Source organism: uncultured Aureimonas sp. (assembly GCF_913775355.1).
Classification (GTDB): Bacteria; Pseudomonadota; Alphaproteobacteria; order Rhizobiales; family Rhizobiaceae; genus Aureimonas.
Map to the genome: position 1 here is coordinate 31,565 of NZ_CAJYIU010000041.1, position 25,654 is coordinate 57,218.

Annotated in this window: 22 protein-coding genes; 17 read left to right on the forward strand and 5 right to left on the reverse strand. The window is 70.2% G+C overall.

All coding sequences use genetic code 11. The features are described from left to right. The first annotated feature begins 123 nt into the window (after nt 1–123). The 6 genes from epmA to QZ753_RS02995 all read left to right on the forward strand — a co-directional run bounded on the left by epmA (nt 124) and on the right by QZ753_RS02995 (nt 8,607). A complete protein-coding gene (gene epmA, locus QZ753_RS02970; RefSeq protein ID WP_294641148.1) occupies nt 124–1,176 on the forward strand; it encodes an EF-P lysine aminoacylase EpmA in 1,053 nt (350 codons plus the stop codon). Continuing rightward, nucleotides 1,173–2,222: a lysine-2,3-aminomutase-like protein gene (locus QZ753_RS02975; RefSeq protein WP_294641076.1), complete on the forward strand. Its 1,050-nt coding sequence runs from the start codon at nt 1,173–1,175 to the stop codon at nt 2,220–2,222. The genes epmA and QZ753_RS02975 overlap by 4 nt, the downstream gene beginning before the upstream one ends. Nucleotides 2,223–2,393: 171 nt before the next feature. Beyond that, nucleotides 2,394–2,960 carry an NUDIX hydrolase gene (locus tag QZ753_RS02980; RefSeq protein ID WP_294641079.1) on the forward strand — a complete coding sequence of 189 codons (567 nt, stop codon included), beginning with the start codon at nt 2,394–2,396 and terminating at the stop codon, nt 2,958–2,960. 125 nt (nt 2,961–3,085) lie between these two features. Next, nucleotides 3,086–4,477, forward strand: a complete 1,392-nt coding sequence (locus QZ753_RS02985; RefSeq protein WP_294641080.1) for a Wadjet anti-phage system protein JetA family protein — start codon at nt 3,086–3,088, stop codon at nt 4,475–4,477. Then, a complete protein-coding gene (locus QZ753_RS02990) occupies nt 4,467–5,171 on the forward strand; it encodes a DUF4194 domain-containing protein (RefSeq protein ID WP_294641082.1) in 705 nt (234 codons plus the stop codon). The genes QZ753_RS02985 and QZ753_RS02990 overlap by 11 nt, the downstream gene beginning before the upstream one ends. Then, nucleotides 5,164–8,607: an SbcC/MukB-like Walker B domain-containing protein gene (locus QZ753_RS02995; RefSeq protein WP_294641085.1), complete on the forward strand. Its 3,444-nt coding sequence runs from the start codon at nt 5,164–5,166 to the stop codon at nt 8,605–8,607. Before QZ753_RS02990 ends, QZ753_RS02995 begins: the two co-directional genes overlap by 8 nt. 73 nt (nt 8,608–8,680) lie before the next feature. On the opposite strand, the gene QZ753_RS03000 is transcribed toward QZ753_RS02995, so the two are convergent. From QZ753_RS03000 to dhaL (QZ753_RS03010), 3 genes are all read right to left on the reverse strand, one after another. Beyond that, nucleotides 8,681–9,022, reverse strand: coding sequence for a CsbD family protein (locus QZ753_RS03000; RefSeq protein ID WP_294641087.1), 342 nt, complete (start codon nt 9,020–9,022; stop codon nt 8,681–8,683). 99 nt (nt 9,023–9,121) lie between these two features. Next, on the reverse strand, nt 9,122–11,170 hold the full coding sequence (locus tag QZ753_RS03005; RefSeq protein WP_294641089.1) for a bifunctional sugar-binding transcriptional regulator/dihydroxyacetone kinase subunit DhaK: 2,049 nt from the start codon (nt 11,168–11,170) through the stop codon (nt 9,122–9,124). Then, entirely contained in the window at nt 11,170–11,838 is a 669-nt protein-coding gene (gene dhaL / locus QZ753_RS03010; RefSeq protein ID WP_294641090.1) for a dihydroxyacetone kinase subunit DhaL, read from the reverse strand. Before dhaL (QZ753_RS03010) ends, QZ753_RS03005 begins: the two co-directional genes overlap by 1 nt. A gap of 180 nt (nt 11,839–12,018) precedes the next feature. On the opposite strand from dhaL (QZ753_RS03010), the gene QZ753_RS03015 reads away from it, so the two are divergent. From QZ753_RS03015 to QZ753_RS03045, 7 genes are all read left to right on the forward strand, one after another. After that, nucleotides 12,019–13,500, forward strand: a complete 1,482-nt coding sequence (locus QZ753_RS03015; protein ID WP_294641091.1) for a sugar ABC transporter ATP-binding protein — start codon at nt 12,019–12,021, stop codon at nt 13,498–13,500. Nucleotides 13,501–13,555: 55 nt separating this feature from the next. Continuing rightward, nucleotides 13,556–14,560, forward strand: coding sequence for an ABC transporter permease (locus QZ753_RS03020; RefSeq protein ID WP_294641092.1), 1,005 nt, complete (start codon nt 13,556–13,558; stop codon nt 14,558–14,560). A 94-nt stretch (nt 14,561–14,654) separates the two neighbouring features. Next, nucleotides 14,655–15,635: a substrate-binding domain-containing protein gene (locus QZ753_RS03025; protein ID WP_294641094.1), complete on the forward strand. Its 981-nt coding sequence runs from the start codon at nt 14,655–14,657 to the stop codon at nt 15,633–15,635. Nucleotides 15,636–15,712: 77 nt separating this feature from the next. After that, on the forward strand, nt 15,713–16,480 hold the full coding sequence (locus tag QZ753_RS03030; RefSeq protein ID WP_294641096.1) for a GolD/DthD family dehydrogenase: 768 nt from the start codon (nt 15,713–15,715) through the stop codon (nt 16,478–16,480). A 44-nt stretch (nt 16,481–16,524) separates the two neighbouring features. Next, nucleotides 16,525–17,523, forward strand: coding sequence for a dihydroxyacetone kinase subunit DhaK (locus QZ753_RS03035; protein WP_294641098.1), 999 nt, complete (start codon nt 16,525–16,527; stop codon nt 17,521–17,523). 14 nt (nt 17,524–17,537) lie between these two features. Further along, nucleotides 17,538–18,179, forward strand: a complete 642-nt coding sequence (dhaL, locus tag QZ753_RS03040; RefSeq protein WP_294641100.1) for a dihydroxyacetone kinase subunit DhaL — start codon at nt 17,538–17,540, stop codon at nt 18,177–18,179. A gap of 452 nt (nt 18,180–18,631) precedes the next feature. After that, nucleotides 18,632–19,285 (forward strand): hypothetical protein, encoded by a 654-nt coding sequence (locus QZ753_RS03045; protein ID WP_294641103.1) that lies wholly within the window; start codon nt 18,632–18,634, stop codon nt 19,283–19,285. On the opposite strand, the gene ggt is transcribed toward QZ753_RS03045, so the two are convergent. Further along, complete coding sequence (ggt, locus tag QZ753_RS03050; protein WP_294641104.1) at nt 19,279–21,024, reverse strand: gamma-glutamyltransferase; 1,746 nt, start codon at nt 21,022–21,024, stop codon at nt 19,279–19,281. The two genes, QZ753_RS03045 and ggt, sit on opposite strands and share 7 nt — an antisense overlap. 138 nt (nt 21,025–21,162) lie before the next feature. Here ggt and QZ753_RS03055 point away from each other — a divergent pair, with 138 nt between their 5' ends. Continuing rightward, nucleotides 21,163–21,318 carry a hypothetical protein gene (locus QZ753_RS03055; protein WP_294641106.1) on the forward strand — a complete coding sequence of 52 codons (156 nt, stop codon included), beginning with the start codon at nt 21,163–21,165 and terminating at the stop codon, nt 21,316–21,318. A 4-nt stretch (nt 21,319–21,322) separates the two neighbouring features. Here the strand turns inward: QZ753_RS03055 and QZ753_RS03060 are convergent, their stop codons facing one another. Continuing rightward, a complete protein-coding gene (locus QZ753_RS03060) occupies nt 21,323–22,327 on the reverse strand; it encodes a M23 family metallopeptidase (RefSeq protein ID WP_294641107.1) in 1,005 nt (334 codons plus the stop codon). Nucleotides 22,328–22,505: 178 nt separating this feature from the next. On the opposite strand from QZ753_RS03060, the gene pncB reads away from it, so the two are divergent. From pncB to QZ753_RS03075, 3 genes are all read left to right on the forward strand, one after another. Next, a complete protein-coding gene (pncB, locus tag QZ753_RS03065; RefSeq protein ID WP_294641109.1) occupies nt 22,506–23,810 on the forward strand; it encodes a nicotinate phosphoribosyltransferase in 1,305 nt (434 codons plus the stop codon). A 132-nt stretch (nt 23,811–23,942) separates the two neighbouring features. Next, on the forward strand, nt 23,943–24,770 hold the full coding sequence (locus QZ753_RS03070; protein WP_294641111.1) for a ferredoxin--NADP reductase: 828 nt from the start codon (nt 23,943–23,945) through the stop codon (nt 24,768–24,770). Between the two features lie 34 nt (nt 24,771–24,804). Next, nucleotides 24,805–25,650: an alpha/beta hydrolase gene (locus tag QZ753_RS03075; RefSeq protein WP_294641113.1), complete on the forward strand. Its 846-nt coding sequence runs from the start codon at nt 24,805–24,807 to the stop codon at nt 25,648–25,650. Nucleotides 25,651–25,654: the final 4 nt, after the last annotated feature.

Sequence of the window (25,654 nt, forward strand, 5' to 3'; positions counted from 1 at the left end):
TGTAAGGGAGCTCGTCCGAGCCTCGATCCCCGGGCCCTAGCGCATCTGACGGTCCGCCGCCAGTCGGGCGGGTCCGTTTCGATCGGCCGCTCCAGCCAACGCGCCCCCTTGTCCAAGGCCGCCATGACCGATGCCTCGCCCTGGTGGGCGCCCCATGTCCACGCCGATCGCCGCCCGCGGCTGATGCTGCGCAACGCCCTGTCCGGCGCGCTGCGCGCATGGTTCGGCGCACGCGATTTCGTCGAGGTCGAGGCCGGGGCGCTGCAGGTCTCGCCCGGCAACGAGGCGCATCTGGCGGCATTCGCCACGCTCGAGGCGCGTTCCGACGGCACGCGCCAGCCGCTCTACCTCCACACCTCGCCCGAGTTCGCCTGCAAGAAGCTCTTGGCGGCGGGCGAACAGCGATTGTTCTCGCTCGCGCCCGTCTACCGCAACGGCGAGCGCAGCGCGCTGCATCATCCTTCCTTCACGATGCTGGAATGGTACCGCGCCGGCGAGACCTACGACGCGCTGATGGCGGACTGCGCGGCGCTTCTGGCGCTCGCCGCCGACACGGCCGGCGTCCGGCGCTTCGCCTTCCGCGACCGGCGGGCCGACCCCTACTTCGAGCCTGCACGCATCAGCGTCGCCGAGGCGTTCCAGCTCTTTGCGGGCATCGACATCCTGGCGAGCGTCGAGCCGGGCGGCGCGACGGATCGCGACCAGCTGGCCGCGGCGGTCCGGGCGCTGGACCTGCGCACCGCGCCCGACGACACCTGGGCCGATCTCTTCAGCCGCGTCCTGACGGAGCGGATCGAGCCGCGCCTCGGGCAGGGCCGTGCGACCATCCTCTACGACTACCCGGTGCCGGAAGCGGCGCTGGCGCGCGTCAGCGCCGGCGATCCGCGCGTTGCCGAACGCTTCGAGCTCTACTGCTGCGGCGTGGAGCTTGCCAACGGCTTCGGCGAACTGACCGACGCCGCCGAGCAGCGCCGTCGCTTCATGGCGGAGATGGACGAGCGCGAACGCGTCTACGGCGAGCGCTATCCGCTGGACGAGGACTTCCTCGCGGCGCTAGGCGCGATGCCGGAGGCCAGCGGCATCGCGCTCGGCTTCGACCGGTTGGTGATGCTGGCGACCGGCGCCTCGCGCATCGAGGACGTCGTCTGGACACCGGTCGCGGATATCCGCTCGTGACGCGCCCCCTGCGCAGCGCCGCCGCGCTGGTCGAGGCCGGCCTCGCGCCGCCGGAGCGGCTGGCCGAACTGGAACAGGTGGCCGCGCGCTACGCCGTCTCGGTCACGCCCGACATGGCCGATCTCATCGACGACCCCGACGATCCGATCGGCCGGCAGTTCGTGCCGAGCGAGGCCGAGCTTCAGGCGACGCCCGAGGAGGATGCCGACCCGATCGGCGACGACGCGCATTCGCCGGTGGCGGGCATCGTCCACCGCTATCCCGACCGGGTGCTCCTCAAGCCGCTGCACGTCTGTCCGGTCTACTGCCGCTTCTGCTTCCGGCGCGAGATGGTGGGGCCGGACGGCAACGGCAGCCTGTCGGAGGCGGAACTCGACGCCGCGATCGCCTATATCGCCAGCCGGCCCGAGATCTGGGAGGTCGTGGTCACCGGGGGCGACCCGTTCCTCCTGTCGCCCCGCCGGGTGGAGGCGCTCGGGCGCGCGCTCGGGGCGATCGGACACGTCAAGGTCATGCGCTTCCACACGCGCGTGCCGGTGGTCGAGCCGGCGCGCGTCGATGCGGCGCTGGTCGCCGCGCTGCGCGCCTTTCCCGGCGCGACCTTCGTCGCGCTCCACGCCAACCACCCCCGCGAGTTCACCCCGGCCGCGCAGGCCGCGGTCGCCCGCCTCGTCGACGGCGGCGTGCCCCTCGTCAGCCAGTCGGTGCTCCTGCGCGGCGTCAACGACGACGCGGACACGTTGTCGCGTCTGATGCGCTGCTTCGTCGGGAACCGGATCAAGCCCTACTACCTCCACCAGGGCGATCTCGCGCCGGGAACCAGCCACCTGCGCACCACGGTGGCGAAAGGGCAGGCGCTGATGAAGGGCCTTCGCGGCCAGATCTCCGGCCTTTGCCAGCCGATCTACGTGCTGGACATCCCTGGCGGCCATGGCAAGGTGCCAATCGGGCCCGGCTTCATCGAGGAGGTCGACGAGGCGTACGAGGTCACCGATCCGAGCGGGCAGGTGCATCGCTACCCGCCGACCGGCTACACGCCGAAGTAAAAAACGCAAGACGCGAGGCCCCATTGGGCGTATACGTTGAACGCCCGTTCAACGCGCGTGCCCGGCTGGTCCGATGGCGCCGTCGATCGACGCAATGACCACACAAAAATTGATTGAAACGGCCATTCAACGACGCATGCGTGTGCCTCCCGCGCTAGGGTTGTGAGCGACGTGCCCAGGCTTTGGAAGGCGATGATGCAGACGGCGATGCAGATGTTCGATCCCGAACCGGCCAAGGGGCCGCGCGATCAGATCGCCGCGCTCCCGGTCCGCCTGCGCGAGGACGGCGAACTGGAAGTGCTGCTGGTCACCTCGCGCGAGACGCGCCGCTGGATCATTCCCAAGGGCTGGCCGATGAACGGCCTCGACGACCACGATGCGGCGGGTGTCGAGGCCCGCGAGGAGGCCGGGGTTAAGGGCAAGCTTCTGGCCGAGCCCGTCGGACGCTACGCCTACTGGCAGCGCGGCCGGGTCGAGACCCGCCTTCTGCAGGTGGACGTCTTCCTCCTGCGCGTCGAGAAGGCGCTGAAGACCTGGAAGGAAAAGGACCAGCGCGAGCGGCGCTGGTTTTCGATCGTCGATGCCGCCGACCACGTGCAGGAGGCCGACCTCGGCCAGCTCTTCCTGCGGCTTCCCGGCCATGAACCCGCCCGGCGTTTCCTCGTCCTCGACGGCAAGCGGGCCAGGAAGGCGGCGCGGGACGGACGGCCGTCGGCGGGTGGATCGGGTCCCGGTTGATCCCGCCCCGCGAGAGGGTTAAGAGCGGGGAACAGGTCCACGCAAGGTCCGGCCGGGCGCAGCCCGGTCCGTGATCGGACCGTTTCGGCGCGCCGCGCCCTCGTTCAACCAGCTCCCGGATCGGAATGCCGCTCTTCGACGTCCTGCCGCCGGATCTCTTCAAGCCGTTGGCGGCTCCGGCGAAGCGGCTCTATTCCGACCTCCTCCTCCACATCTTCCACGAGACCTTCGAGCCCTCGGCCGAGGCGCCGCGACGGGTCGACGTCCTGCGCGCGATCGAGACGTTCCTTGCCGCACGCAATGACGACGAGCCGGACATGCCGGCTGGCCGACCCGAGGAGCGGGCGCGGGCCGTTTACGACCGTCTTGTCGAGACCGGCTGGATGGTCGAGCACCGCGACCGCTACCTGCGCCTCGTCGACCTCGATCCGGAGGCGGCCGGGCTTCTCCATCTTCTCTCGCGCATCGAGCGCGGCGAGACGCGCTCCTACGGCGGCGCGGTGCTGGAGGTGTTGAGCGGCCTCGAGGGTGCCGCCGCCCATCCCGACGAGCGCTCCGAAGCCCTGCGCAACGCGCTGCGCGGTGCCGAGGACTTCATGGGCCATATGCGCACGGTCGCGGTCTCGCTCCGGCAGGCGGAGGAGCGCATCCTGCGCCAGCCCTCCTTGCGCGCGATCTTCCACCAGTTCTTCGGCGACTTCGTCGAGCGGCACCTCATCCGCGACTTCAAGACGCTTCAGACCAAGGACAACCCGTTCCGCTTCCGCACTGCGATCATCCGGCAGGCGACGGAGATGTTCGAGAACCGGGCGCTGCTCTCGACGCTCGGCGATGCCTATGGGCGCGAGGGGCGGCTCGAGGACGGCGCCGACGGCGAGGCGGAGATCCGCGAGGAACTGTCGCGCATCGTCCACGTCTTCGAGGCCGCCGAGCGGCACCTCGACGCGATCAACGCGACGGTCGCGCGCATCGAGCGACGCATGGTCAACGCCGCGCGCCAGATGGACCGCATCGCCGCCGGCTCGACCGCGGAACTCGCCGAGGCGCTGCGGCTCGTCGCCTTGCGGCCGGAGGAGGGCGAGGTGCCGGTCGCGCCGATGCTGATCCCGCGCATCCTGCCGCTCGGGCCGCCGCATGTGCCGGCGCCCCGACGCGACAAGGCGCCGGTGGCTGTGGTGGCCTTGCGCGATCTGACGCCCGATCCGGCCGCCGTGCTCTATGCCCGCGCCAAGGAGGAATACGTCCGCCGCACCCGCGTCACCGCGCCGGTGCTGTCGGCCTATGTCGAGCGCGTCCTCGGGCCGCGCGCGGAGGTGCGGGCGCGCGACGTGACGCTCGCCTCGGTCGACGACTTCGTCGCCTTCCAGCGCCTGCGCGAATTGCCCTCGATCTTCGGCGGCCTGCTGGCCAAGCGCTACGAGATCGAGTTTCTCGAGGACCGCTGCGCCAACCGCTGGATCACCTGCCAGGACTTCGTGATCCGCCGCCGGCCGGGAGCCCATGTCGATGCCGCCTGAGACCGACGAATTCCGCGACATCGTCGACGGCGACTGGGCCGGCGGCCACATCGCCGGCAAGCGACCGACGGCCGACGAGATGACGCGCGCGCTGCAGGTGATGATGACGCGCCAGTGCGTCTATTCGCATACGCCCAATGTCGGGCGCACCTACGATCTCGTGCGCGCCTATCCGACCTTCTTCGAGCGCTATTTCGGCTCGCTCGGCTACCGGCTCATGGTCTCGCCGCGCGACCAGATGGTGGCGCTCGCCGTGCCCGCCGACGCGCCGCGCTACGACGGCCTCTTCGAGCGGCTGCGCAAGGACGAGACGATCGTGCTCCTCGCGCTGCGTCTTCTCTGGGAGGAGGCGCTGCGCGCCCACGAGGCCGGCGACGGGAGCGTCGTCACCGCCACCACCGACGATCTCGTCGATCGCATCGCGGCGCTGACGCAGGCTCCGCCGCCGGAGGAGGTCCGGCTTCTCGAGATCCTGCGCACCTTCGCCCGCCACGGCGCCCTGCGCCTTGGCGAGCGCGACCGCGTGCGCCGCCTGTCGCCGCTGACGGTTCTGCCCGGCGTCGGCATTCTCGTGCCCGATTCCTATGTGAAGGAGCTGATCCTGTGGGCGAGCGCCCCGGTGGCCCTTCCCTCCGGGGCGAGAACCGCCGACAACGATCGCGACGCGTCGCCCGGGGACGAGCCGAATGTATAGCCTCAGGCGGATCTCGCTTTCGAACTGGTACCTGATCGACGCCAAGGACATCGACATCCGCGGCGAGGCGGCGCTGATCGGCCCGACGGGTGCCGGCAAGACCTCGATCCAGGATGCGATCCAGACCGTCATCACCGGCGCCAGCCAGAACCGGCTGAACCTCAACGCCAGCGCCTCCGGTCGCTCCTCGCGCTCGGTGCTGGAATACTGCCTCGGGATGACGGGCGATCCGGCCGAGAACGGCCGCCCGCTGCGTTCATCCTGCGAGACGCTCCTCGTCCTCACCTTCGCCAACGACCAGACCGGCGAGCCGATCGCCGTCGGCATCGCCATGGCCGCCCGCCAGGGCGACACGCGCGAGGAGATCCTGTCGCGCTTCATCGCGCCCGGCCATGCCTTCTCGCTGGAAGCCGTCCGGCGCCGCGAGAACGGCGTCGAGACGGTGATGCCGTGGAGCGAGATCGCCGCCGACCTGCGGGCGAACTGCCCGGCCTTTGCCGAGTACAAGGCGTCGGCCGAGAAGTTCACCGCCGAGATGCTGGTCGCCATGCGCGGGCCGGCGGCGGCGCCCAACGCGCGCCATTTCCTGCGCGCCTTCTCCAACGCGCTCGCCTTCCGCCCGATCTTCGACCCGACCGTCTTCGTGCGCGATTTCGTGCTGGAGCCCGATCCGCTCGACGTCGAGCGCGTGCGTGCCTCGATCGCGACCTGGCGCGAGCTGGAGGGCCTCATCGAGGAGGCCGAGGCGAAGCACGCCCACGTTTCGCGCATCGCGTCGAAATTCCAGACCTGGGGGCGCGAGCGCCTCGCGGCCGATCTCGGCCGCTGGCGCTCCGCCGCCTTCCAGGCGCGCCGCACGGGGCAGGAATGGCTCGGCATCCGGCGCACGCTGGCCGAGCGGCAGGGTGAACTGTCGATCGAGCAGGGCGTTCTGGCGACGCGGCGCGAATGGATCCGCTCGTGGGACGAGGAAATCCGCGACAAGACCGCCCGTCTGGCCGCCGGCGGCGGCGAAGGACGGTTGCGCGAGATCGCAGCCGAAACGCGTCTGAACGAACGCGACATTCGCGAGATCGAGCAGGGTTGGGGCCGGATCGCAGCCGCGCTTGGCACGCTCGCCCGTCTCGTGCTGCGCCATGCGGCCGACCTGCCGCCGGGCGCGGTCGAGGCCGGCCGGGCGGCCGCCGAGGCGCTGACCCTGGTGCGCGACGGCGACAGCTTCCTCGACCATGCGCGCGGCAAGGGCGACCGGCTGGAGGACCTCGTGGCGGCGGCGCGCCGCGCGGACGGGTTCGAGGCGGCGCTCGACAAGGCGACCGAGCGCCTCGGGAGCCGCGCCCATGCGCTGGAGGCCGAGCTCGAGCGCCTGCGCGGGGCCCTGTCGCGGCCGAAAGGGGCGGGCGGCAGCCTGTCGCGCGAGGCCTCGCGCCTTCTCGCCCAGCTTCAGGCGGCCGGCATTCCGGCCGTGCCGCTCTGCGACGTGGTCGATGTCGCCGATCCGAGCTGGCAGTACGCCGCCGAGGCTCTCCTCGGCCGAGGCCGCGAAGCGCTGATCGTCGAGCCGGCGCTGCTCTCGCAGGCCTTCGACCTGATGTGGCGCGACCGGAACGCCTTTGCCGGCTGCACGCTGGTCAAGACCTCCGCGACGCGCTCGACCAACGCCCGCCCGCCCGCCGGCAGCATTCTCGAGGCGCTGACGACCGACGATCCGCATGCGCGTGCCTTCCTCAATGTGCGCATCGGCGCCTTCCGCAAGGCCGAAACCGACGCCGAACTCGACCGGCTGGAGCGCGGCGTCATGCGCAACGGCAAGACCTCGTCGGGCATGGGCCTCTCGGTCCAGCGCGACCTCGGCGATCTTCTGTTCGGGCGCGGCAACGCAATGAGCGACGGCGCCGGGCTCGAGGCGGAGCGGGGGCGGCTGGAGGTGGAACTCGTTGAGGTGCGCGCCCGGCTTCGCGAGGCGCGCGAGGGGGCGCGGGCGCTGGGGCCGGCTCTGGCCGCCCTGTCGCCGGAGGCCGGACCGGCCGAACTCGCGCGCCGCGCGCTCACCGTGCGCCAGCGCGCCGACGAACTGGTCCGCGACCGCAAGGCGCTGGAAGACGGCGAGGCGGCGACGCTGAAGGCCGAGATCGAGGAGGTCCGGGCCGAGCGCGATGCCTATGCGACGGAACTCGCCGAAGAGGTCGAGCCCAAGGTCGAGACGCTGCGCCAGACGGTGGCGACGCTGACCGCGCGCGCCGACATGGCGGCCGAGCGGCACAGGGCGGCGTTCGCGCGCCGGCGGCGGAGCTGGGCGGTGCTCGCGACCGATGCCACCGCCGAGCTTCTCGCCCTCGTACCGGCCGGCGACGGTGCGCCGCGCACGCTCGCCGGCGTGGCCGCCGCCTTGCGGGCCGAGATCACTGGGGGCGAGGCCGAGCGGCGCGATGCGCCGGCGTGGCTGGCGACCCGGCGCAACGAGGCGGAGGCGGCCGCCGAGAGCGCCGAGGGCACGGCACGGCGCGAGCAGCTGTCGGCGCTGCGCGAGCTCACCGAATATGCCGGACGCTGGAGTGCGCCGGTGCCGGCCTTCGACGGCGAGACCATGGTCGCGGCGCTCGCCTGGGTGCTGGAGGAAACGGCGCGGCTGGAGACGCACGAACTGCGCGGCCACCGCGACGCCTGCGTGAAGGCGGCGGCCGAGATGCGCCGGATGATGCGCGAGGATCTCCTGGCGCGCCTGTCGGAAAAGCTGGCGCGCGTCGGCTACCGCCTCGCCGGCATCAACCGGCTCCTCAAGCGCCACCGCTTCACCGGCCAGACCTACGCGTTCTCCTATGCGGTGAATGGCCGCTTCGAGGGGATGCACGACCTCGCGCAGCGCGCCGCCGACGGACAGCTGTCCGACGAGACGTTCGAAAGCTCGATGGGCGAGGTCGAGGCGATGATCGAGGGGGCGGAGGATGCGGCGCTGCTCGCCGATTACCGCCAGTACTACACGTTCGAGATCGTGATGAGCGACGCCGACGGCAATCGCACCACGCTGTCGTCGCGCGCCATGAAGGGTTCGGGCGGCGAGGCGCAGGTGCCGTTCTACGTCGCGATCGCCGCTTCGCTGGCGCTCGCCTACTTCCCCGGCCACATCGCCGGGCGTCCGGTCGGCATGGGCCTTGCGCTCTTCGACGAGGCCTTCAACAAGCTCGACGTGCCGAACACGCAGGCGCTCCTGCGCTTCTTCCGCGACATGGGGCTTCAGCTCCTGATCGCAGGCCCCGAGGACAAGCGCGCGACCTTCACCGAGGTTCTCGACACGATCATCCTCGTCAACAAGTCGCTGGACGGGCGCGCGGTCTACATCGACACGGAATATCCCGGCGAGACCGCCAAGGAGGCGCTGGCACGCCTCAACCCCGACCATCGCGGGGTGGAGGGGTTCCGCTCGGCCGCCGAATAGCGGGCGACAACGAAAAACCTCCCGCGCGCCGGTCGGGCACGCGGGAGGCGTCAGGCATGGTCAGTCCGCTCGATCAGTCGCGGTCGCGGGCCAGAAGGCCGAGCACGAAGCCGACGGCACCGGCCGCCAGCAGCGACGAGAGCGGATGCTCGTGGATCGTCCGGCGCACGACGCGCGTGCCTTCCTCGGCGTAGGCGCCGGCGTTCTCGTAGAGGTCGGTCGCATACTTCTGCGCATCGTGGGTCGCCTCGCGCACGGCATCCTTGCCCTGGCCGAGAATGTTCTGCGCGGCCCCTTCGGCCTGGCGGCGACGGCCTTCGGCCGAGTCCTTCTCGGACCCGAACGCGTCACCCAGAGCGCCCTGCACCTTGCCGCCAAGCTCCTTGGCGGCGCCCTCGAGACGGTTGTTGTCCATGAGTTCGAAACTCCTTGATAGGCGAGCGGTTGATCCGCTGTCGGAGCCTATAAGTCGTTAGGCAGCGATTGGTTCGATCTGTCGCACCTTAAATTCTCGTTAGCGGACCACTGTCATCGCGGCGCTCCGGCAGGGATGGCGGAGGAGATCGAGCAGTTCGTCGTCGCAGTGAAGGAGCGACAGGGAGACGCCGGCCATGTCGAGCGAGGTGTAGTAGGGACCGACCCAGGCCCCCACGACCTCGACGCGACGCGCCGCCAGCCGCTGCGCCACGCGGCGGTGGACGACGTAGAGCTCCATCGCGGGCGTTCCGCCGAGCGAGTTGACGAGGACCGCGACCCGGGCCCCGGCCGCAAGGCGCATCTCGGCGAAGAGGCGGTCGACGAGGAGGTCCGCCACCGCGTCGGCGCTCGCCAGCGGCTCGCGTGCGACGCCGGGTTCGCCGTGGACGCCGACGCCGATCTCCATGTCTGTGGGTCCCAGCGCGAAGCTCGGGCGGCGCGTCTCCGGCATGGTTCCGGGTTCGAGCGCGACGCCCATCGAGAAGGTGCGCGCCGCGGCCCGGCGCGTCACCGCCTCGCAGGCGTCGAGCGGCATCATCCGGTCGGCCGCCGCGCCCGCGATCTTGAAGACGAAGACGTTGCCGGCGACCCCGCGCCGCGAGCCGACCGCCTCCGCCGGCGCCGAGGCGATGTCGTCGATCGTCACGACCGAGCGCGTCTCGATGCCGTCCGCCGCGAGTTCCTCGGCGGCCATCTCGAAGTTCATCACGTCGCCGGAGAAGTTGCCGAAGACGTAGAGGACGCCGGCGCCTCCGTCGATCGCGCGGGTGCCCGCGAGGATGGGGCCGGGCGGCGGGGCGGCGAAGAGGTTGCCGACGACCGCCGCGTCCGCAAGGCCCGGCCCGACATAGCCCCAGAAGGCCGGCTCGTGGCCCGAGCCGCCGCCGATCACGACGCCGACCTTGCCCGGCCGCGGGCCCTGAACGGCGCGCACGGCGCGCGGCGTGCCCGGCACCGGCGCGATCGTGTCGCCGTGGGCGGCGAGGGCGCCCTCCAGGGCCTCGTCGACCGCCGCACGGGGATCGTTGAGGAGCTTCTTGGTGTGCGTGCGGCCGAGCGGCGGCGAGGCCGGCGGCGATGGGGCGGCGCGGCGCGGCGTCTCGCTCCAGCCGTCCGCCGTCAGAATGCCCCAGCCGGTCTGCGTGTCGGTCACCAGAACGCTGACGAAGCCGCCGCGCAGCGCGCCGAGGATGGCCGGCACCTTGTCGGACCCGCCGGCCACGGCGATGCGCTGCGGCACGGCGCGAAGGGCCGCGAGGTCGATGCCGATGGTCCGTCCGTCGAGCGGTCCCGGCACGCGCTCGCCGGAAGCCGAGATGAAGCGCCCCGCGATCGAGCCGATCGCCACCTGCTCGTAGTCGTGGCGCTCCGGCCCGTCGAGGAAGCCGCTCGTGTGGATCGTGCTTTCCGGCCGCAGCGAGGAGATGCCGAAAAGGATGCGGTTCGCCTCGGAGAGGACCGCCATCTGTTCGGCCAGCACGGGCTCGGCAAAGAGCATGTCGCGCATCGCCGCGCTGGAGACGATCGCGGGCGCCGACAGCGGGATGCAGCGACCGCCGAGCGCTTCGGCGAGGCGCGATGCGCAGGCTTCCGGCGTCCAGGGGATCTTGGCCGTGGTGCCGCCCGTCGCCTGCACCACGCGAACGTCGCCGAGCGGGGCGACCCGGAGCGCCTCGACCAGCTCGAGGATGGTGCGGCCCCAGGTCACGGCGAGCGTGTCGCCGGGCCGCGCGAAACGGGCGAGCGCCTGCGCGCCGGCTGCGCCGAGGCGCGCGTTCAGAGATCGCTCGCCGCCGTTCGTCGGCACGACGAGGCAGTCCTCGAGGTCGAAGCGCTTGCGCAGCGCCTCGGCGAGCGACAGCGCCCGGAACTGGCGCGGCTCGATCTCGATTGTCACGAGGCCACGCGTGCGGGCCTCGGCGAGATAGGTGTTCACCGAGGCCCGCGAGACGCCCATCTCGGCGGCGATGTCGCCCTGCGTCATGCCCTCCTCGTGGTAGAGCCAGGACGCCCAGAGCAGCGCGTCGTCGCCGAAGCGGAGCGGGATCGCCGTCTCGCCGGCCGCGCGGGGGGAGGGGCGGGCCATCAGCCGCGCCCACCGCGTGCGGCGCGGATCGCCTCGAAGGCCTCGCGCAGCGCGTCGACCACGATCGCGGCCGAGGCGGCGCCGGGATCGACATGCCCGAGGCTGCGCGTCCCGAGCCGCGCCGCGCGGCCCTTCGAGGCGACCATGGTCCGGGTCGCGTCGCGGCCCTGCGCGGCGGCCCGGGCCGCTGCGCCGAGCGCGGTCCCCACGTCCACGCCGGATGCTTCGGCCGCCCCGATCGCCCGCAGCGCGGGGCCGAACGCGTCCATCATCGTCTTGTCGCCCGGCACCGCCTTGCCGCGCCGCGAGATCCCCTCGCCGAGGCCCGCAACGAGCGCCAGGAGATCGCCGTCCGACAGCTCGGCCCGTCCCGCAAGGCGCCGTCCGGCTTCCTGGAAGCCGCTGGCATAAAGGGGTCCGGCCGTCGCGCCGACGGCGTCGAGGAAGGAGCGGGCGGCGATCGGCAGGAGGTCGGCCGCGCCGGCGCCGGCATGGGCCGCGTCCTGCGCATCGCGGACCACGGCCGCAAAACCTTCCGACATGGTACGGCCGTGGTCGGCATCGCCAATTGCGCCGTCGAGCTCGGCCAGATGCTCGCGCGCCTCGTCGATCCGGCGCGCCACCGTGCGCAGGATCTCGACGAACTGGTCGGCTGTGATTCGTGACATGGGCCGAGTGTCGGAGCGCGCGGGCGATCGTGCAAGCGCCGGCCGGCCGACGACGGTCCGGCAGCGCATTCGGATGCGGCGTTGACATTTGTCGGAAACAATCTGACTAATGTCGAAACGAGGCGTCGAAGGGAGAATCGGCGCCGGGAACGCCGTAAGGGTGTTCCGGGAGGATGTTGAATGTCGGAACCGCTTCTCAAGGTGGAAGGGCTGCGCAAGTCCTTCGGCGGCGTCGCTGCGCTGCGAGACGGCCGCTTCGAGCTCGAAGCCGGCTCCGTGCATGCCCTGTGCGGCGGCAACGGCGCGGGCAAGTCCACCTTCCTCACCATCGTCATGGGCATCCAGAAGCGCGACGGCGGCACGATCTGGCGCAACGGCCAGCCGGTCGACTTCTCCAGCCCCGCCGATGCGCTGAAGGCCGGCATCGCGATCATCGAGCAGGAACTGAGCCCGGTTCCCCACATGAGCGTCGCCGAGAACATCTTTCTCGGGCGCGAGCCGTCCGGCCGCTTCGGCGGCATCGACTTCCGCACCATGAACGCCCGCGCGCAGGCGCTGCTCGACGATCTCGGCTTCGCAATCGACGCGCGTCAGGCGATGGCGACGCTCTCGGTCGCGCAGATGCAGCTCGTCGAGATCGCCAAGGCGCTGAGCCACGACGCCGAAGTCATCTTCATGGACGAGCCGACCTCGGCCATTGGCGAGCGCGAGGCGCAGCACCTCTTCGCCGCGATCGAGCGCCTGAAGGCTCAAGGGCGCGGCATCGTCTACGTCTCGCACCGCCTGTCCGAGATTTTCCAGATCGCCGACAGCTACACCGTGTTCCGCGACGGCGCCTATGTCGCGAGCGGCAAGCTCGCCGAGATCGACCGTCCCGGCCTGATCGGCATGATCGTCGGTCGCGAGCTCGGCGAGGAATACATCAAGACCAACACGCCGTCCGAGACGGTCGGCCTGCGGGTCGAGGGGCTGGCGAGCCCGGGCCGGATCGAGGACATCTCGTTCGACGTGCGCAAGGGCGAGATCTTCGGCATCTACGGGCTGATGGGCTCCGGCCGCACCGAGATCTTCGATGCGCTGTTCGGCCTCGACCCGAAGGCCGAGGGGCGCATCGCCGTCGATGGCCGGGAGATCGTGGTCCGCAAGCCGGCCGATGCGATGGCGGAGGGGCTGGCGCTCGTCACCGAGGACCGCAAGCAGACCGGCCTCAACCTCCACGATTCGGTGCGCGGCAACATCGCGCTGGCGAGCCTGCCCGAGATGAGCCCGGCCTTCGCCATGCGTGGCCGGGACGAGGCGGCGGCCGCCCACGAGATGATCGCGCGCTTCGGCATCAAGGCGGCGCGCGACACGATGCCGGTGTCCGGCCTATCGGGCGGCAACCAGCAGAAGGTCGTGCTCGGCAAGTGGTTCCTGCGCAATCCACGGGTGCTGCTTCTCGACGAGCCGACGCGCGGCGTCGATGTCGGCGCCAAGCGCGAGATCTACCGCATAATCTGCGAGTTCGCCGCCGCCGGCGGCACGGTCGCGATGATCTCGTCGGAGATCGACGAGGTGCTCGGCTTGTCGGACCGCGTGATGGTGATGCGGGGCGGGCGCTCGGCCGGCATCCTCGGCCGCGGCGAGGCCAGCGCGCAATCGCTCGTCCATCTTTCGACCTGAACCGGGCTTCCCGCAGCCCGCGCCCGCGCAAGACCCTTTGGGGGGAGACGATCCCGTGACCGACATCAACGCAAAAGCCGCCGATCCCAATGCGGGCGCCGAGCGCCGCCGGCTCCTAATCCAGGAATACGGCATCTTCATCGCCTTCCTGATCCTGGTCGGCGTGCTCGCCGTCTCCAGCCCCTACTTCCTGACGGCCGGCAACATCTCGAACGTCCTCCTGCAAACGTCGATCAACGGCATCCTCGCCATCGGCATGACCTTCGTCATCCTGACGCGCGGCATCGACCTGTCGGTCGGCTCCGTCGTGGCGCTGGCCGGCATCGTCAGCGCCAGCTTCGTGACGACGACGGCGAACGCCAGCGTCGCGGGCGGTCCGTACCCGATGGTACTGGCGCTCGCAATCGGCATCGGCGTCGGCGTTCTCTCCGGCGCGATCGTCGGCCTCATCGTCTCGCGCTTCAACGTGCCGGCCTTCGTGGCGACGCTCGGCATGCTGTCGGCCGCACGCGGCATGACGCTGATCTACGGCGGCGGCCGCCCCGTGCCGGGCCTCATCCCCGAGTTCCGCTGGATCGGCACCGGCAACGTCTTCGGCGTGCCGCTGCCGGTCGTGATCCTCGCCGTCGTCTTCGCCGTCTCGTGGTGGCTTCTCTCCTCGACCCGCTTCGGTCGCTACATCTACGCCGTCGGCGGCAACCCGCACGCGGCCAAGACCTCGGGCATCAACGTCGCCCGCATCCGCTTCATGGTCTACGTCATCTCGGGCGCGCTCGCGGGTCTGGCCGGCATGATCCTGTCGGCGCGCACCGGCTCGGCCCTGCCGCAGGCGGGCGTCGCCTACGAGCTCGACGCGATCGCGGCGGTCGTCATCGGCGGCACCTCGCTCTCGGGCGGCGTCGGCCGCGTCACCGGCACCCTGATCGGTGCGCTGATCATCGGCGTGATGAACAACGGCCTCGATCTCATGGGCATCCAGTCCTACTACCAGCAGATCCTCAAGGGCGCCCTGATCGTGGGCGCGGTGATGCTGGACCAGAAGCGCAGTCACGCCGGCTGAGCGCTCGGAAAATTCCGCCCGGCGGCGACGCCGGGCCGATGGGAGAGGTGCCATCCCGGCGCTCTCCGAGACAGGTTCCACAGGGAGGAAGACGATGAAGACCCTATTGCTGGCCCTCGGCCTTGCCACCGCACTCTCGGCGCCCGTCATGGCGCAGGAGAAGCTGAAGATCGGCGCGACCGTCTACGGTCTCAACGCCGAGTTCATGCAGATCTGGACCGCCGCGCTGCAGAAGCATCCGGCCGTGCAGAAGGGCGAGGTCGAGGTGACCGTGTTCGACGGCCGCTACGACGCGCTGGTCCAGCAGGAGCAGTTCAACACGATGATCACGCAGAAGTACGATGCGATCATCTTCGTTCCGATGGACATCGAGGCGGGCGCCGCGCCCGTGCAGGCCGCGGTCGACGCCGGCATCCCGGTCGTCGGCTCGAACGCGCGCGTCAACTCCGATCTTCTCACCTCCTATGTCGGCTCCAACGACGTCGAGGCCGGCGAGCTCGAGGGCAAGGCCGTCCTCGACAAGATGGGCTGCAAGGGCAACCTCGTGATCATCGAGGGCCCGATCGGCCAGAGCGGCCAGATCCAGCGCCTCGAGGGCAACGAGAAGGCGCTCGCCGCCTGCCCCGACGTGAAGGTGCTGGAGAAGCAGACCGGCAACTGGTCGCGCGCCGAGGCCCAGACGCTGATGGAGAACTGGCTGACCTCGCATCCCGGCCAGATCAACGGCGTGATCGGCCAGAACGACGAGATGGCGCTCGGCGCGATCGAGGCGATCAAGGCCGCCGGCCTCAACGTCAACGACTTCGCGATCGCCGGCATCGACGGCGTGACCGACGCGATCAACTCGGTGAAGGCCGGCGAGATGGCGTCGATCCTGCAGGACGCGAACGCGCAGGCCCAGGGCGCGCTCGACGTAGCGATCAAGGCCGTGAAGGCGGACTACCAGCCGCAGTCGCCGATCTGGAACCAGTATCCGTCGATGAAGTGGGAAGACGGCAAGGCCAAGACCTACCTCGTCCCCTGGACGCCGGTGACGACCGCCAACGCCGACGAGCTCCTGAAGTCGCGCCAGTAGACGCCTGACGGGCGGCGGCCGGCAGTCCGGCCGCCGCCCATCGCCCGTCCCTTTCCCCAAAGCCCGGAGCCCGTCCCGTGAGCGACGCCCCTTCCATCGATCTCGACTTCTCGCTGGCCGCCAAGGTCGCGCTCGTCACGGGCGGCGGCTCGGGCATCGGCCAGGCGATCGCGCGCGCCCTGAGCCAGAAGGGCGCGCGGGTCGCGCTTCTCGACAACAACCTCCAGGCCGCCGAGGCGACCGCCGGCGAGCTGGCCGACGCGCGCGCCTTCCGCTGCGATGTCGCCGATCCCGCCTCGGTCGAGGAGGCCGTCGCGGCGGCCGAAAGCGCGTTCGGCGCGATCGACATCGTGGTCAACAGTGCCGGCATCGTCGCGCTCGCGCCGGCCGAGAGCCTGACGCTCGACCAGTGGGACCGCACGATCGCGATCAACCTGAAGGGCACGTTCCTCGTCAGCCAGGCCGCCGGAAAGCGCATGATCGCGGCCGGGCGCGGCGGGCGCATCGTCAACCTCGCCTCGCAGGCCGGAACGGTCGCGATCGAGGAGCACATCGCCTACTGCGCCTCGAAGTTCGGCGTGATCGGTCTCACCAAGACGCTGGCGGCCGAATGGGGCCGTCACGGCATCACCGCCAATACGATCTCGCCGACCGTCGTCCTCACCGAACTCGGCAAAGCTGCCTGGGCCGGCGAGAAAGGCGAGGCTGCCAAGAAGCGCATCCCGACCGGCCGCTTCGCCTATCCGGGCGAGATCGCGGCGGCGGCCGTCTTCCTCGCCTCGGATGCCGCGGCCATGGTCAACGGTGCCGACCTCGTCGTCGACGGCGGCTACACCATCCTCTGAAGCCCGGCCTTCCAGACCATCCTTTTCACAACGGACCCCGCGCCATGCAGCGTTTCATCAACGATCCCGACAATGTGGTGGACGACACCGTCCGCGGCTTCGTGAAGGCCCATCGCGACCTCGTGCGCCTGTCGGAGACGAACCGGCGCGTGGTCGTGTCGACGAACGCGCCGAAGAGCGGGCGCGTCGGCGTCGTCACCGGCGGCGGCTCCGGCCACGAGCCGGCCTTCATCGGCTACACCGGCAAGGGGCTGGTCGACGCGGTGGCGGTGGGCGAACTGTTCTCCTCGCCGACCGCCAAGAGCTTCCATGACGCGATCAAGGAAGCCAGCGGCGGCGCGGGCGTCGTCTGCCTCTACGGCAACTATGCCGGCGACAACATGAACGTGAAGATGGCGCAGAAGCTCAGCGCCAAGGACGGCATCGAGGTCGCCGTCGTGGTCGCCAACGACGACGTCTGCTCGGCCCCGCCGGAGGAGCGCGAGAAGCGCCGCGGCGTCGCCGGCGAGATCTTCATGTGGAAGATCGGCGGCGCCAAGGCGAACGAGGGCGCGAGCCTCGAGGAGGTGCGCGCCACCGCCCAGAAGGCGATCGACAACTGCCGTTCGATCGGCGTCGGCCTCGGCCCCTGCACCCTGCCGGCCGTCGGCCATCCGAACTTCCAGATCGAGCCCGGCACGATGGAGGTCGGCATCGGCCACCACGGCGAGCCGGGCATCCGCGTGGAACCGCTGAAGACCGCCGCCGAGGTGGCGCGCGACATGGCCAAGATCGTCCTCGACGACCATGCGCTCGCCTCGGGCACCGAAGTCGCGGTCCTGGTCTCCGGCCTCGGCGCGACGCCGCTCAACGAGCTCTACATCCTGAACGACACGATCGAGGCCGAGATCGTCGGTCGCGGCCTCTCGGTCTACCGCACCTATGTCGGCAACTACTTCACTTCGCTGGAGATGGTCGGCGCGACGCTGACGGTGCTCGCGCTCGACGACGAACTGAAGCGCCTTCTCGACGCCGAGGCCCGCGCGCCCGGCTTCCAGGGTTGAGGGAGACCGGACCGATGCAGAGCTTCCCGAATGCCGGCAGCGGCGCGATCGTCGAGGCGATGGCGGCGCGGATCGTCGAGAACAAGGCCTACCTGTCGGAGATCGACGGCAAGATCGGCGACGGCGACCACGGCGTGAACATGGCCAAGGGCTTCGGCATGGCGGCCGAGCGGCTGAAGGGCCGCGACGCGTCGCTGGCAGAGGCCTTCGCGCTTCTCGGCGAGGTGCTGATGGGCGAGATCGGCGGCTCGATGGGGCCGCTCTACGGCATGACCTTCACCGAGTTCGCGGAAAGCATCGAGGGCCGGGACGCCATCGACGCCGCCCTGTTCTCGACCATGCTCCACAAGGGCCTCGAGGGCGTGCAGTCGATCGGCTCGGCCAAGGTCGGCGACAAGACCCTCCTCGACACGTTCGTGCCGGCGGTCGAGGCGTTCGATGCGGCGACGGCTGAGGGCAAGTCGTTTGCCGAGGCGCTGGACGCGCTGACGGCCGCGGCCGACACGGGGCGCGACTCGACGATCGATCTCGTGGCGAAGATCGGCCGGGCGAGCCGTCTCGGCGAGCGCTCGCGCGGCGTGCTCGACGCGGGCGCGACGTCCTGCGCGATGATCCTCGGCACGCTTGCGGACGGCGCGAAGACCCGGCTCGGCTGAGGCGGGCGGCGCAACGCAGACAAGCCGTCCGAGGGGGAGGGGCTGCGGCGCCTCCCCTTTTTCGTGTCGGGGCTTGGCCGATGATCGTGCCCCAACGCAAAACGCCCCGCCGGGGGAGGACCGGCAGGGCGTCATGGGTAAAGCCAGCGTGGGAGGAACGCGGGCTTCGATCCGCTTCGGTCGTTGGGAGGAGGATGACCGATGCGAAACTCTCGAACGGTGCGGTCACGTCCCGAAGGGCTGTCCGTCTCGCTCTGTTGATTGGAATATAAGCGCCTCCCCCGGAATGCTGTAGTGCAAAAAGCGCATAGCTGCATTGCGGCATAAGTCTGCGTTATGACGATCGGTTGATCGAGCCGCCCGAGCGGGTAGGCGGCTATTCATCATTCCGTCATACGGGATGACAGGCATCCTTACGGTCTCTAGCATGTCGCCGAGACTGAGGGGACACGATGCCACATCTGGAATTTCGAAACGGCTTCGCCAGGCTTCTGGCGGGCGCGGTGGGATTGACCCTTGCGGGCACTCTCGTCGCGGCCTGGATTCTCGGCCTGCCGCTGGCGGCGCACGAGAACGGACCGCTGGAATGGACGCAGGAAGCCGCGCTTCTGGCTGCTGCGTTGTTCTCGGGCGCGGCGGCGCTCGGCCTGAGGGGCGCCGAGCGTCTGGCCGCCTATCTCGCGACGCTGCTCTATCTCGTCTTCCTGCTGCGCGAGCTGGAACTGCCGCCGACGGGGCCGGTGACGACTTATCTCGTGTCGGACGCCTTCCGCTGGCACGAGGCGATCGCGCTCGCCGTCCTCGTCCTGCCGCCCATCGTCGCCGGCCGGCGTCATTGGCGCACCTTCCTGCGCTACGGGCTCGGCTTTCAGGGCTGGCCGTTCGTGCTGGCGGCGGGCTTCGTCGGCCTCGGCGCCGTGTTCGACGGCGCGCCCTATCTCGGCGGCATCGCCGATCTCGGCACCTTCCTCGAGGAGACCGCCGAACTTGCCGGCTACGTCGTCCTCGCGACCGTCGCCGGCTGGGTGCTCGCCGGCACTTGCAGCGAGGCGACGACGACCCGCGCCGTCGCGCTGCAGACCGGCGAGCCGGCCGTCACTCAGTAGCCGATCGCGGCGCCCGCGGTCGCGCGGCTGTCGATCGCGCCAAAGAAGCGCTCCTTCGACGACGGGTCCCGCGCGGCAAGGCTCGGGCCGCCGATCAGGATGCCGGCCGCCTCGCCCCAGACCGGCCAGTCCGGGTCCTCGGCGACCTTGTGGCCTTTGGCGGCCAGAAGCGCGATCGTGTCGGGCGACAGGGCGTGCGGCTCGATCGTGATGCGGTCGGGCTGCCACTGGTGGTGGATGCGCGGCGCGTCGATCGCCTCTTGGATGTCCATTCCGTGCTCGATGACGTTGAGGATCGCCTCCAGCGTGATGGTGATGATGCGCGAGCCGCCGGGGCTGCCGATCACCATCAGCGGCTCGCCGTCCTTCGAGACGACCGTCGGGCTCATCGAGGAGAGCGGCGACTTGCCCGGCTCGATCGCGTTGGCCTCGCCCTGCACGAGGCCGTAGAGGTTGGGCACGCCGGGCTTCTGCGTGAAGTCGTCCATCTCGTTGTTGAGGAGGATGCCGGTGCCGGGCGCGACGACGCGCGCGCCGAACGAGCCGTTCAGGGTGTAGGTGACGGCGACCGCGTTGCCGTCCTTGTCGACGATCGAATAGTGCGTCGTCTCGTGGCTCTCGCCCATGCCGGCGGGCTTGAGGTCGGCCGAGACACCCGCGCGGTTGGGGTCGATCTTGGCGCGGATCTCGGCCGCGTGCTCCTCGGACAGGAGTTTCTCGACCGGGTTCTTGACGAAATCCGGGTCGCCGAGCGCCGAGTTGCGGTCGACATAGGCGTGGCGCATCGCCTCGGCCATCAGGTGGACGGTCTCGGCCGAGCCGAACCCGGTATAGGCGATCGGGTAGGCCTTCAGGATGTTGAGGATCTCGCAGATGATGACGCCGCCCGAACTCGGCGGCGGCGAGGAGACGATCTCGTAGCCCTTGTAGTCGCAGCGGATGGGCGCGAGTTCACGGACCTTGTAGCCCTCGAAGTCGGCGGTCTCGAGGATGCCGCCATGGGCGCGCGAGGCGTCGACGATCGCCTGCGCGGCCGGCCCGCGATAGAAGCCATCGGGGCCGCGTTCCGAGATCGTCCGCAGGACGCCGGCGAGATCGCCCTGCACCAGCCGCTCGCCGACCGCGTAGGGCGTCGCGCCGGCTTTCAAGAAGATCGCGGCGGCCGCGGGGTCCTTGGCGAGGTCCGCGTTGCCCTCCCGGAAGCTCGCGACATCGCCGGGCGAGAGCGCGAAGCCGTCGCTCGCGAGCCGGATCGCCGGGGCGAGAAGGTCGGGTCGCTCGCGCGTGCCGTAGCGCTCGCGCGCGTATTCGAAGCCCGCGACCGAGCCGGGCACGCCGACCGCGAGATAGCCGTCGGTGGACAGGCCCTCGACCGGGTTGCCGTCCCGGTCGAGATACATGTCGCGGGTCGACCGTCCGGGCGCGCGCTCGCGAAAATCGATGAAGGTTGAGCGCCCGTCCTTGAGGCGGATCGTCATGAAGCCGCCGCCGCCGAGATTGCCGGCGGTCGGATAGGTGACGGCGAGCGCGTAACCGACGGCGACCGCAGCATCCACCGCGTTGCCGCCCGCCTTCAGGACCTCGACGCCGACTTCGCTCGCCAGCCGCTGGGCGGTGACGACCATGCCGTTCTCGCCGGCGACCGGCGCGGGCGAGGCGGCGAAGGCGGCGGTGGTCTGCAGCAGGCAGAGCGTCAGGACGCCGGCCTGGCCGGCGCGCGCAAGTCGATGGATGGACATGAAGAGGCTCCCCGATCTCTTGGACACGCGGGAGGATGGCGCAACTCGGCCGCGCTGTCGAAACGAAAGCGACATGGGACCTGTCGTTCGGGAGAAACCGACTAGCGGCAGAACGAGGCCGATCCAAAGGAGGACGCCATGCTCGCCCGTTTCAGCCGTCTCGTCAGCGCTCGCCGTCGCCGCCGCGCGGCGCTCGACGCCATTCGTCACCTCGACGCGCGGTTGCTCGCCGATGTCGGTCTCCGCCGTGCGGGTGGCGGCTGGCTCGTCGAGCGCCTTCCGGCCGCTGGCTGAACCATCAGCCCTTCACATCGATCCGGCGGCTCTCGGACACTACGGTCTCGCCGTTGCGCACCACATCGACCGACACCGTCCAGAGGCCGGGGGCGAGGGGGCGCTTGCGTCCGGCAAAGGCGGAATAGGCCGCCTTGCTGCTGTCGACCGGGGAGCTCGATCCCTCGTAGAACGGCGTGCCGTCCGGCGCCGTCATGCGGAAGGCGAGCGTGTCGCCCTTCGACAGGTTGTTGACCCAGGCCCAGACGATCGCCGCATCGCCGCCAGCCAGCGGGGTCGGCGGCCCGCCCTCGACGACGAGGCGCGCGTAGTCGACCGGGGCTGCGGCGATGCCGAGGCCGAGAACGGCGGTCGGCCCCTTCGAGAGCGCCGCGACGGCCACCGGATCGAAGAGCGTGCCGGCGAAGGCCGGGCCGGCGGAGCAGCCCGCGCCCACCGCGCGCCCGCTCGCCGGATCGATCTTCTCGCCGTTGTGGCGCACCGACAGGTGGACATGCGGAAACTCGGCGGCGCCCGACGCACCGATCTGCCCGAGCACCGCCCCGGCCTCAACCCGGTCGCCGGTCTTCACCCGGATGCTGCCGCGGCGGAGGTGACAGACCTGCGTTTCCCAGCCGTCGCCGTTGTCGATCACGACGCCGTTGCCGCACTCGACGCCCTTCACGCTGTCGCGCGATTCTCGCGTCGGCCCGATCAGCCGGTCGGGCATCGCGTCGCGAAAGCCCTTCACGGTGCCGGCGGCGGGCGCGACCACGGCGACGCCCCGCGCCACGTCGGCCATGGAGCGCACGCGGATGTCGAGCCCGTCGTGCCCGTCATAGGCGGCCATGCCGCAGAACGGGTCGCTGGCGCCCGGCCCCGCGTCCATGTCGGGCCACTGCTGGACGAAGCAGTCCTGCCCGATCGTGCAGGCGACGGGCAGCCCGAGCCGGAACTCGGCGCGGGCCGCCGGGATGCCGGTCCCGAGCGCCGCGGCGGCAAGGGCGGCGATGATCGCGTGGCGTGTCATGAGGGGTCCGCTCCCGTCAGGTGTCCCGTCGCCGAGGCGTCGGCTGCAAATCGGGCACAGGCATGGCGGGAACCGTTGATGCAGGGGCCATCCAAGGCTTTGAAGGGTTTGTCAGGTGCTCGCGCGTTCGGCTAAGGGTCGATCGCCCCACGAGCGCCAGCGGACGCCAGGACGAATCATGGTCGCCATCGACATCGCCACCCGGGTCTGGAACCACACGTTCAAGCTCGACCCCATCGTCCGCTCGCTGCTCGACACGGACTTCTACAAGCTCCTGATGCTGCAGATGGTCTGGGGGCTGCACGGCGACACCGACGTCACCTTCCGCCTCATCAACCGCACGAAGACCGTGCGCGTCGCCGACGAGATCGACGAGGGCGAACTGCGCGCCCAGCTCGACCACGCGCGCTCAGTCCGCTTCTCCAAGCGCGAGATGATCTGGCTCGCCGGCAACACGTTCTACGGCGAGCGCCAGATCTTTCGGCCCGCCTTCCTCGAATGGCTGAAGGACTTTCAGCTTCCGCCTTACGAATTGTCCAAGCGCGACGGCCAGTACGAACTCATGTTCTTCGGGCGCTGGACCGACACGATGATGTGGGAGATCCCGGCGCTCGCCATCATCAACGAGCTGCGCTCGCGCGCGGCGATGAAGACCTACCGCCGTTTCGAGCTCGATGTGCTCTACGCCCGCGCCAAGGCGAAGATGTGGGAGAAGGTCGAGCGGCTCGACAAGCTGCCGGCGATCCGCATCTCCGACTTCGGCACGCGCCGCCGCCACTCGTTCCTGTGGCAGCGCTGGTGCGTCGAGGCGCTGAAGGAAAAGCTCGGCCCCCGCTTCATCGGCTCGTCCAACGTGCTCCTCGCGATGGAGGCCGATCTGGAAGCCATCGGCACCAACGCGCACGAGCTGCCGATGGTCGCGGCCGCGCTCGCCGACACCGAAGCCGAGCTGCGTGAGGCGCCCTACCGTGTGCTCGAGGAGTGGCAGAGCTGGTACGGCGGCAACCTCCTCGTGGTGCTGCCCGACGCCTTCGGCACCGCCTCGTTCCTTGAGCGCGCGCCCGACTGGGTCGGCAACTGGACGGGATTCCGCCCCGATTCCGCGCCGCCGATCGAGGGCGGCGAGGCGATCATGGCGTGGTGGCGCTCGAAGGGGATCGATCCGCGCGAGAAGCTTCTCGTCTTCTCCGACGGGATGGACATCGACACGATCGAGGAGACCTACCGCCACTTCGACGGGCGCGTGCGCATGAGCTTCGGCTGGGGCACCAACCTCACCAACGATTTTCGCGGCGTCGCGCCGGAGGAGAACTTCGGCCTCCACCCGATCTCGCTGGTCTGCAAGGTGATGGAGGCGAACGGCCGCCCGGCGGTCAAGCTCTCCGACAATCCCGCCAAGGCGACGGGCCGGCCGGAGGACATTGAGCGCTATCGCCGGGTGTTCGGCACGGCGGCGAAAATTCCGCGCGAGGTCGTGGTTTGAGAATATCGTCCCTTCAAGCCTGACCCGTCTTCGTGCAAACGGGTGGATCATGACCTCCGCGGGGCTTTTGCTGCACCGCATCCGGCTCTATCTCCGGAGCCGACACACGATCTCTTGCCCGAAGGTTCGATCATGACCGCCACCGCCGAGACCGCGGCCCAGGCTTCCGGCGCGCCGAGCTTCCCGATCCCCGCCAACGTCTTCGCCGAGACGGTGACCGAGGTGAAGCACTACACCGACTCGCTGTTCAAGTTTCGGATGACGCGTCCGGCGAGCTTCCGCTTCCGCACCGGCGAGTTCGCGATGATCGGCCTGCCCAACGCCGAGAAGCCGGTGTTCCGAGCCTATTCGATCGCGAGCCCCTCCTGGGACGAGGAACTCGAGTTCTTCTCGATCAAGGTGCCGAACGGCCCGCTCACCGAGCACCTGCAGAAGATCAAGCCCGGCGATACGGTCCTGATGCGCAAGAAGCCGACGGGCACGCTGGTGCTCGACGCGCTCCTGCCGGGCAAGCGGCTCTATCTCTTCTCGACAGGCACCGGCATCGCGCCGTTCGCCGGCACGATCCGCGACCCGGAGACCTACGAGAAGTTCGACCAGATCATTCTGACGCATACGACACGCACGCTGGCCGAACTGCACTACGGCGAAGAACTCGTCGAGGCGCTGCGGACCGACGAGATGCTGGCCGAGATCAGCCAGGGCAAGCTCCTCTACCACGGCTCGGCCACCCGCGAGGGCGAGCACAAGGGCGAGCGCATCACGACGCTGATGGAGACCGGCAAGCTCTTCACCGATCTCGGCGTGCCGCCGATCGACCCGGCCGAAGACCGCGCGATGATCTGCGGCTCGATGGCGATGCTGAAGGATACGGCCGCGATGTGCGAGCGCTTCGGCCTCGTCGAGGGTTCCAACGCCAATCCCGGCACCTATGTCGTGGAGCGCGCCTTCGTCGACTGATAGAACGGGGCTCGTTTCCCGCCGGAGAGCCCCGATGACAGCCTGGACGCCCGTCGCCGACTTCGACGCCGCCTACGACAATTCGGCGGCGGTGCCGGGCTCCGCCGCGATCATCGCCGAGCTTCCGCGCCAAGCCGCCGCCTATCGCGAGGCGGCGGGCGCGCGGGGCTTCGCCGAGTTCGATATTCCCTATGGGCCGCACGAGCGCCATCGCCTCGACCTCTTCCGGCCCGACCGCGACACGCCGGCCGGCCTCGTCGTCTATGTCCACGGCGGCTACTGGAAGGCGCTCGACAAGTCGGTCTGGTCGCATCTGGCAAGGGGCGCGCGCGACAACGGGTTCGCGGTCGCCGTCCCGAGCTATCGCCTGGCGCCGGAAGCGCGCGTCGCCGAGATCGGCGAGGACGTGGCGCGAGCCATCGTCTACGCCGCAGGGCTCATCGCCGGCCCGATCCGCCTCGTCGGCCATTCCGCCGGCGGTCACCTTGTGGCGCGCCAGATCGCGAGCGACTCGCCGCTGCCCGCGCCCGTCATGTCCCGCATCGATCTCGTGGTACCGATCAGCGGCCTGTCGGATCTGCGCCCCATCCGGCGCACGCGGATGAACGATGTTCTGCGCATCGACGAGCGCGAGGCGCAGGCGGAAAGCCCGGCATTGCTCGAGCCGGTCGTCGACTGCCGGATCGAGGCGGTGGTCGGCGCGGACGAACTTCCCGAACTGCGCCGCCAGACGGATGCGCTCGCCTCGGCCTGGGCGGGGCTCGGCGCGCGGATTACCGCGACCGAGCTGCCCGGCACCCATCACTTCGACGTCGTCGAGAGCCTCGGGCAGGCCTCCGGCCGGCTGTCGCGACTTTTGACGGGCGGCGCGCCGCTCTGATAGG

What these genes read in the sequence shown, in the direction of transcription:
- QZ753_RS03000 (WP_294641087.1), bottom strand. Translation starts at nt 9,022, where the DNA reads ATGGACAACAACCGTCTCGAGGGCGCCGCCAAGGAGCTTGGCGGCAAG.
- ggt (WP_294641104.1), bottom strand. Translation starts at nt 21,024, where the DNA reads ATGTCCATCCATCGACTTGCGCGCGCCGGCCAGGCCGGCGTCCTGACG.
- QZ753_RS03055 (WP_294641106.1), top strand. Translation starts at nt 21,163, where the DNA reads ATGCTCGCCCGTTTCAGCCGTCTCGTCAGCGCTCGCCGTCGCCGCCGC.
- pncB (WP_294641109.1), top strand. Translation starts at nt 22,506, where the DNA reads ATGGTCGCCATCGACATCGCCACCCGGGTCTGGAACCACACGTTCAAG.
- QZ753_RS03015 (WP_294641091.1), top strand. Translation starts at nt 12,019, where the DNA reads ATGTCGGAACCGCTTCTCAAGGTGGAAGGGCTGCGCAAGTCCTTCGGC.
- dhaL (WP_294641100.1), top strand. Translation starts at nt 17,538, where the DNA reads ATGCAGAGCTTCCCGAATGCCGGCAGCGGCGCGATCGTCGAGGCGATG.
- QZ753_RS03035 (WP_294641098.1), top strand. Translation starts at nt 16,525, where the DNA reads ATGCAGCGTTTCATCAACGATCCCGACAATGTGGTGGACGACACCGTC.
- QZ753_RS03070 (WP_294641111.1), top strand. Translation starts at nt 23,943, where the DNA reads ATGACCGCCACCGCCGAGACCGCGGCCCAGGCTTCCGGCGCGCCGAGC.
- QZ753_RS02995 (WP_294641085.1), top strand. Translation starts at nt 5,164, where the DNA reads ATGTATAGCCTCAGGCGGATCTCGCTTTCGAACTGGTACCTGATCGAC.
- QZ753_RS03075 (WP_294641113.1), top strand. Translation starts at nt 24,805, where the DNA reads ATGACAGCCTGGACGCCCGTCGCCGACTTCGACGCCGCCTACGACAAT.
- dhaL (WP_294641090.1), bottom strand. Translation starts at nt 11,838, where the DNA reads ATGTCACGAATCACAGCCGACCAGTTCGTCGAGATCCTGCGCACGGTG.
- QZ753_RS02985 (WP_294641080.1), top strand. Translation starts at nt 3,086, where the DNA reads ATGCCGCTCTTCGACGTCCTGCCGCCGGATCTCTTCAAGCCGTTGGCG.
- QZ753_RS03005 (WP_294641089.1), bottom strand. Translation starts at nt 11,170, where the DNA reads ATGGCCCGCCCCTCCCCCCGCGCGGCCGGCGAGACGGCGATCCCGCTC.
- epmA (WP_294641148.1), top strand. Translation starts at nt 124, where the DNA reads ATGACCGATGCCTCGCCCTGGTGGGCGCCCCATGTCCACGCCGATCGC.
- QZ753_RS02990 (WP_294641082.1), top strand. Translation starts at nt 4,467, where the DNA reads ATGCCGCCTGAGACCGACGAATTCCGCGACATCGTCGACGGCGACTGG.
- QZ753_RS03025 (WP_294641094.1), top strand. Translation starts at nt 14,655, where the DNA reads ATGAAGACCCTATTGCTGGCCCTCGGCCTTGCCACCGCACTCTCGGCG.
- QZ753_RS03045 (WP_294641103.1), top strand. Translation starts at nt 18,632, where the DNA reads ATGCCACATCTGGAATTTCGAAACGGCTTCGCCAGGCTTCTGGCGGGC.
- QZ753_RS03060 (WP_294641107.1), bottom strand. Translation starts at nt 22,327, where the DNA reads ATGACACGCCACGCGATCATCGCCGCCCTTGCCGCCGCGGCGCTCGGG.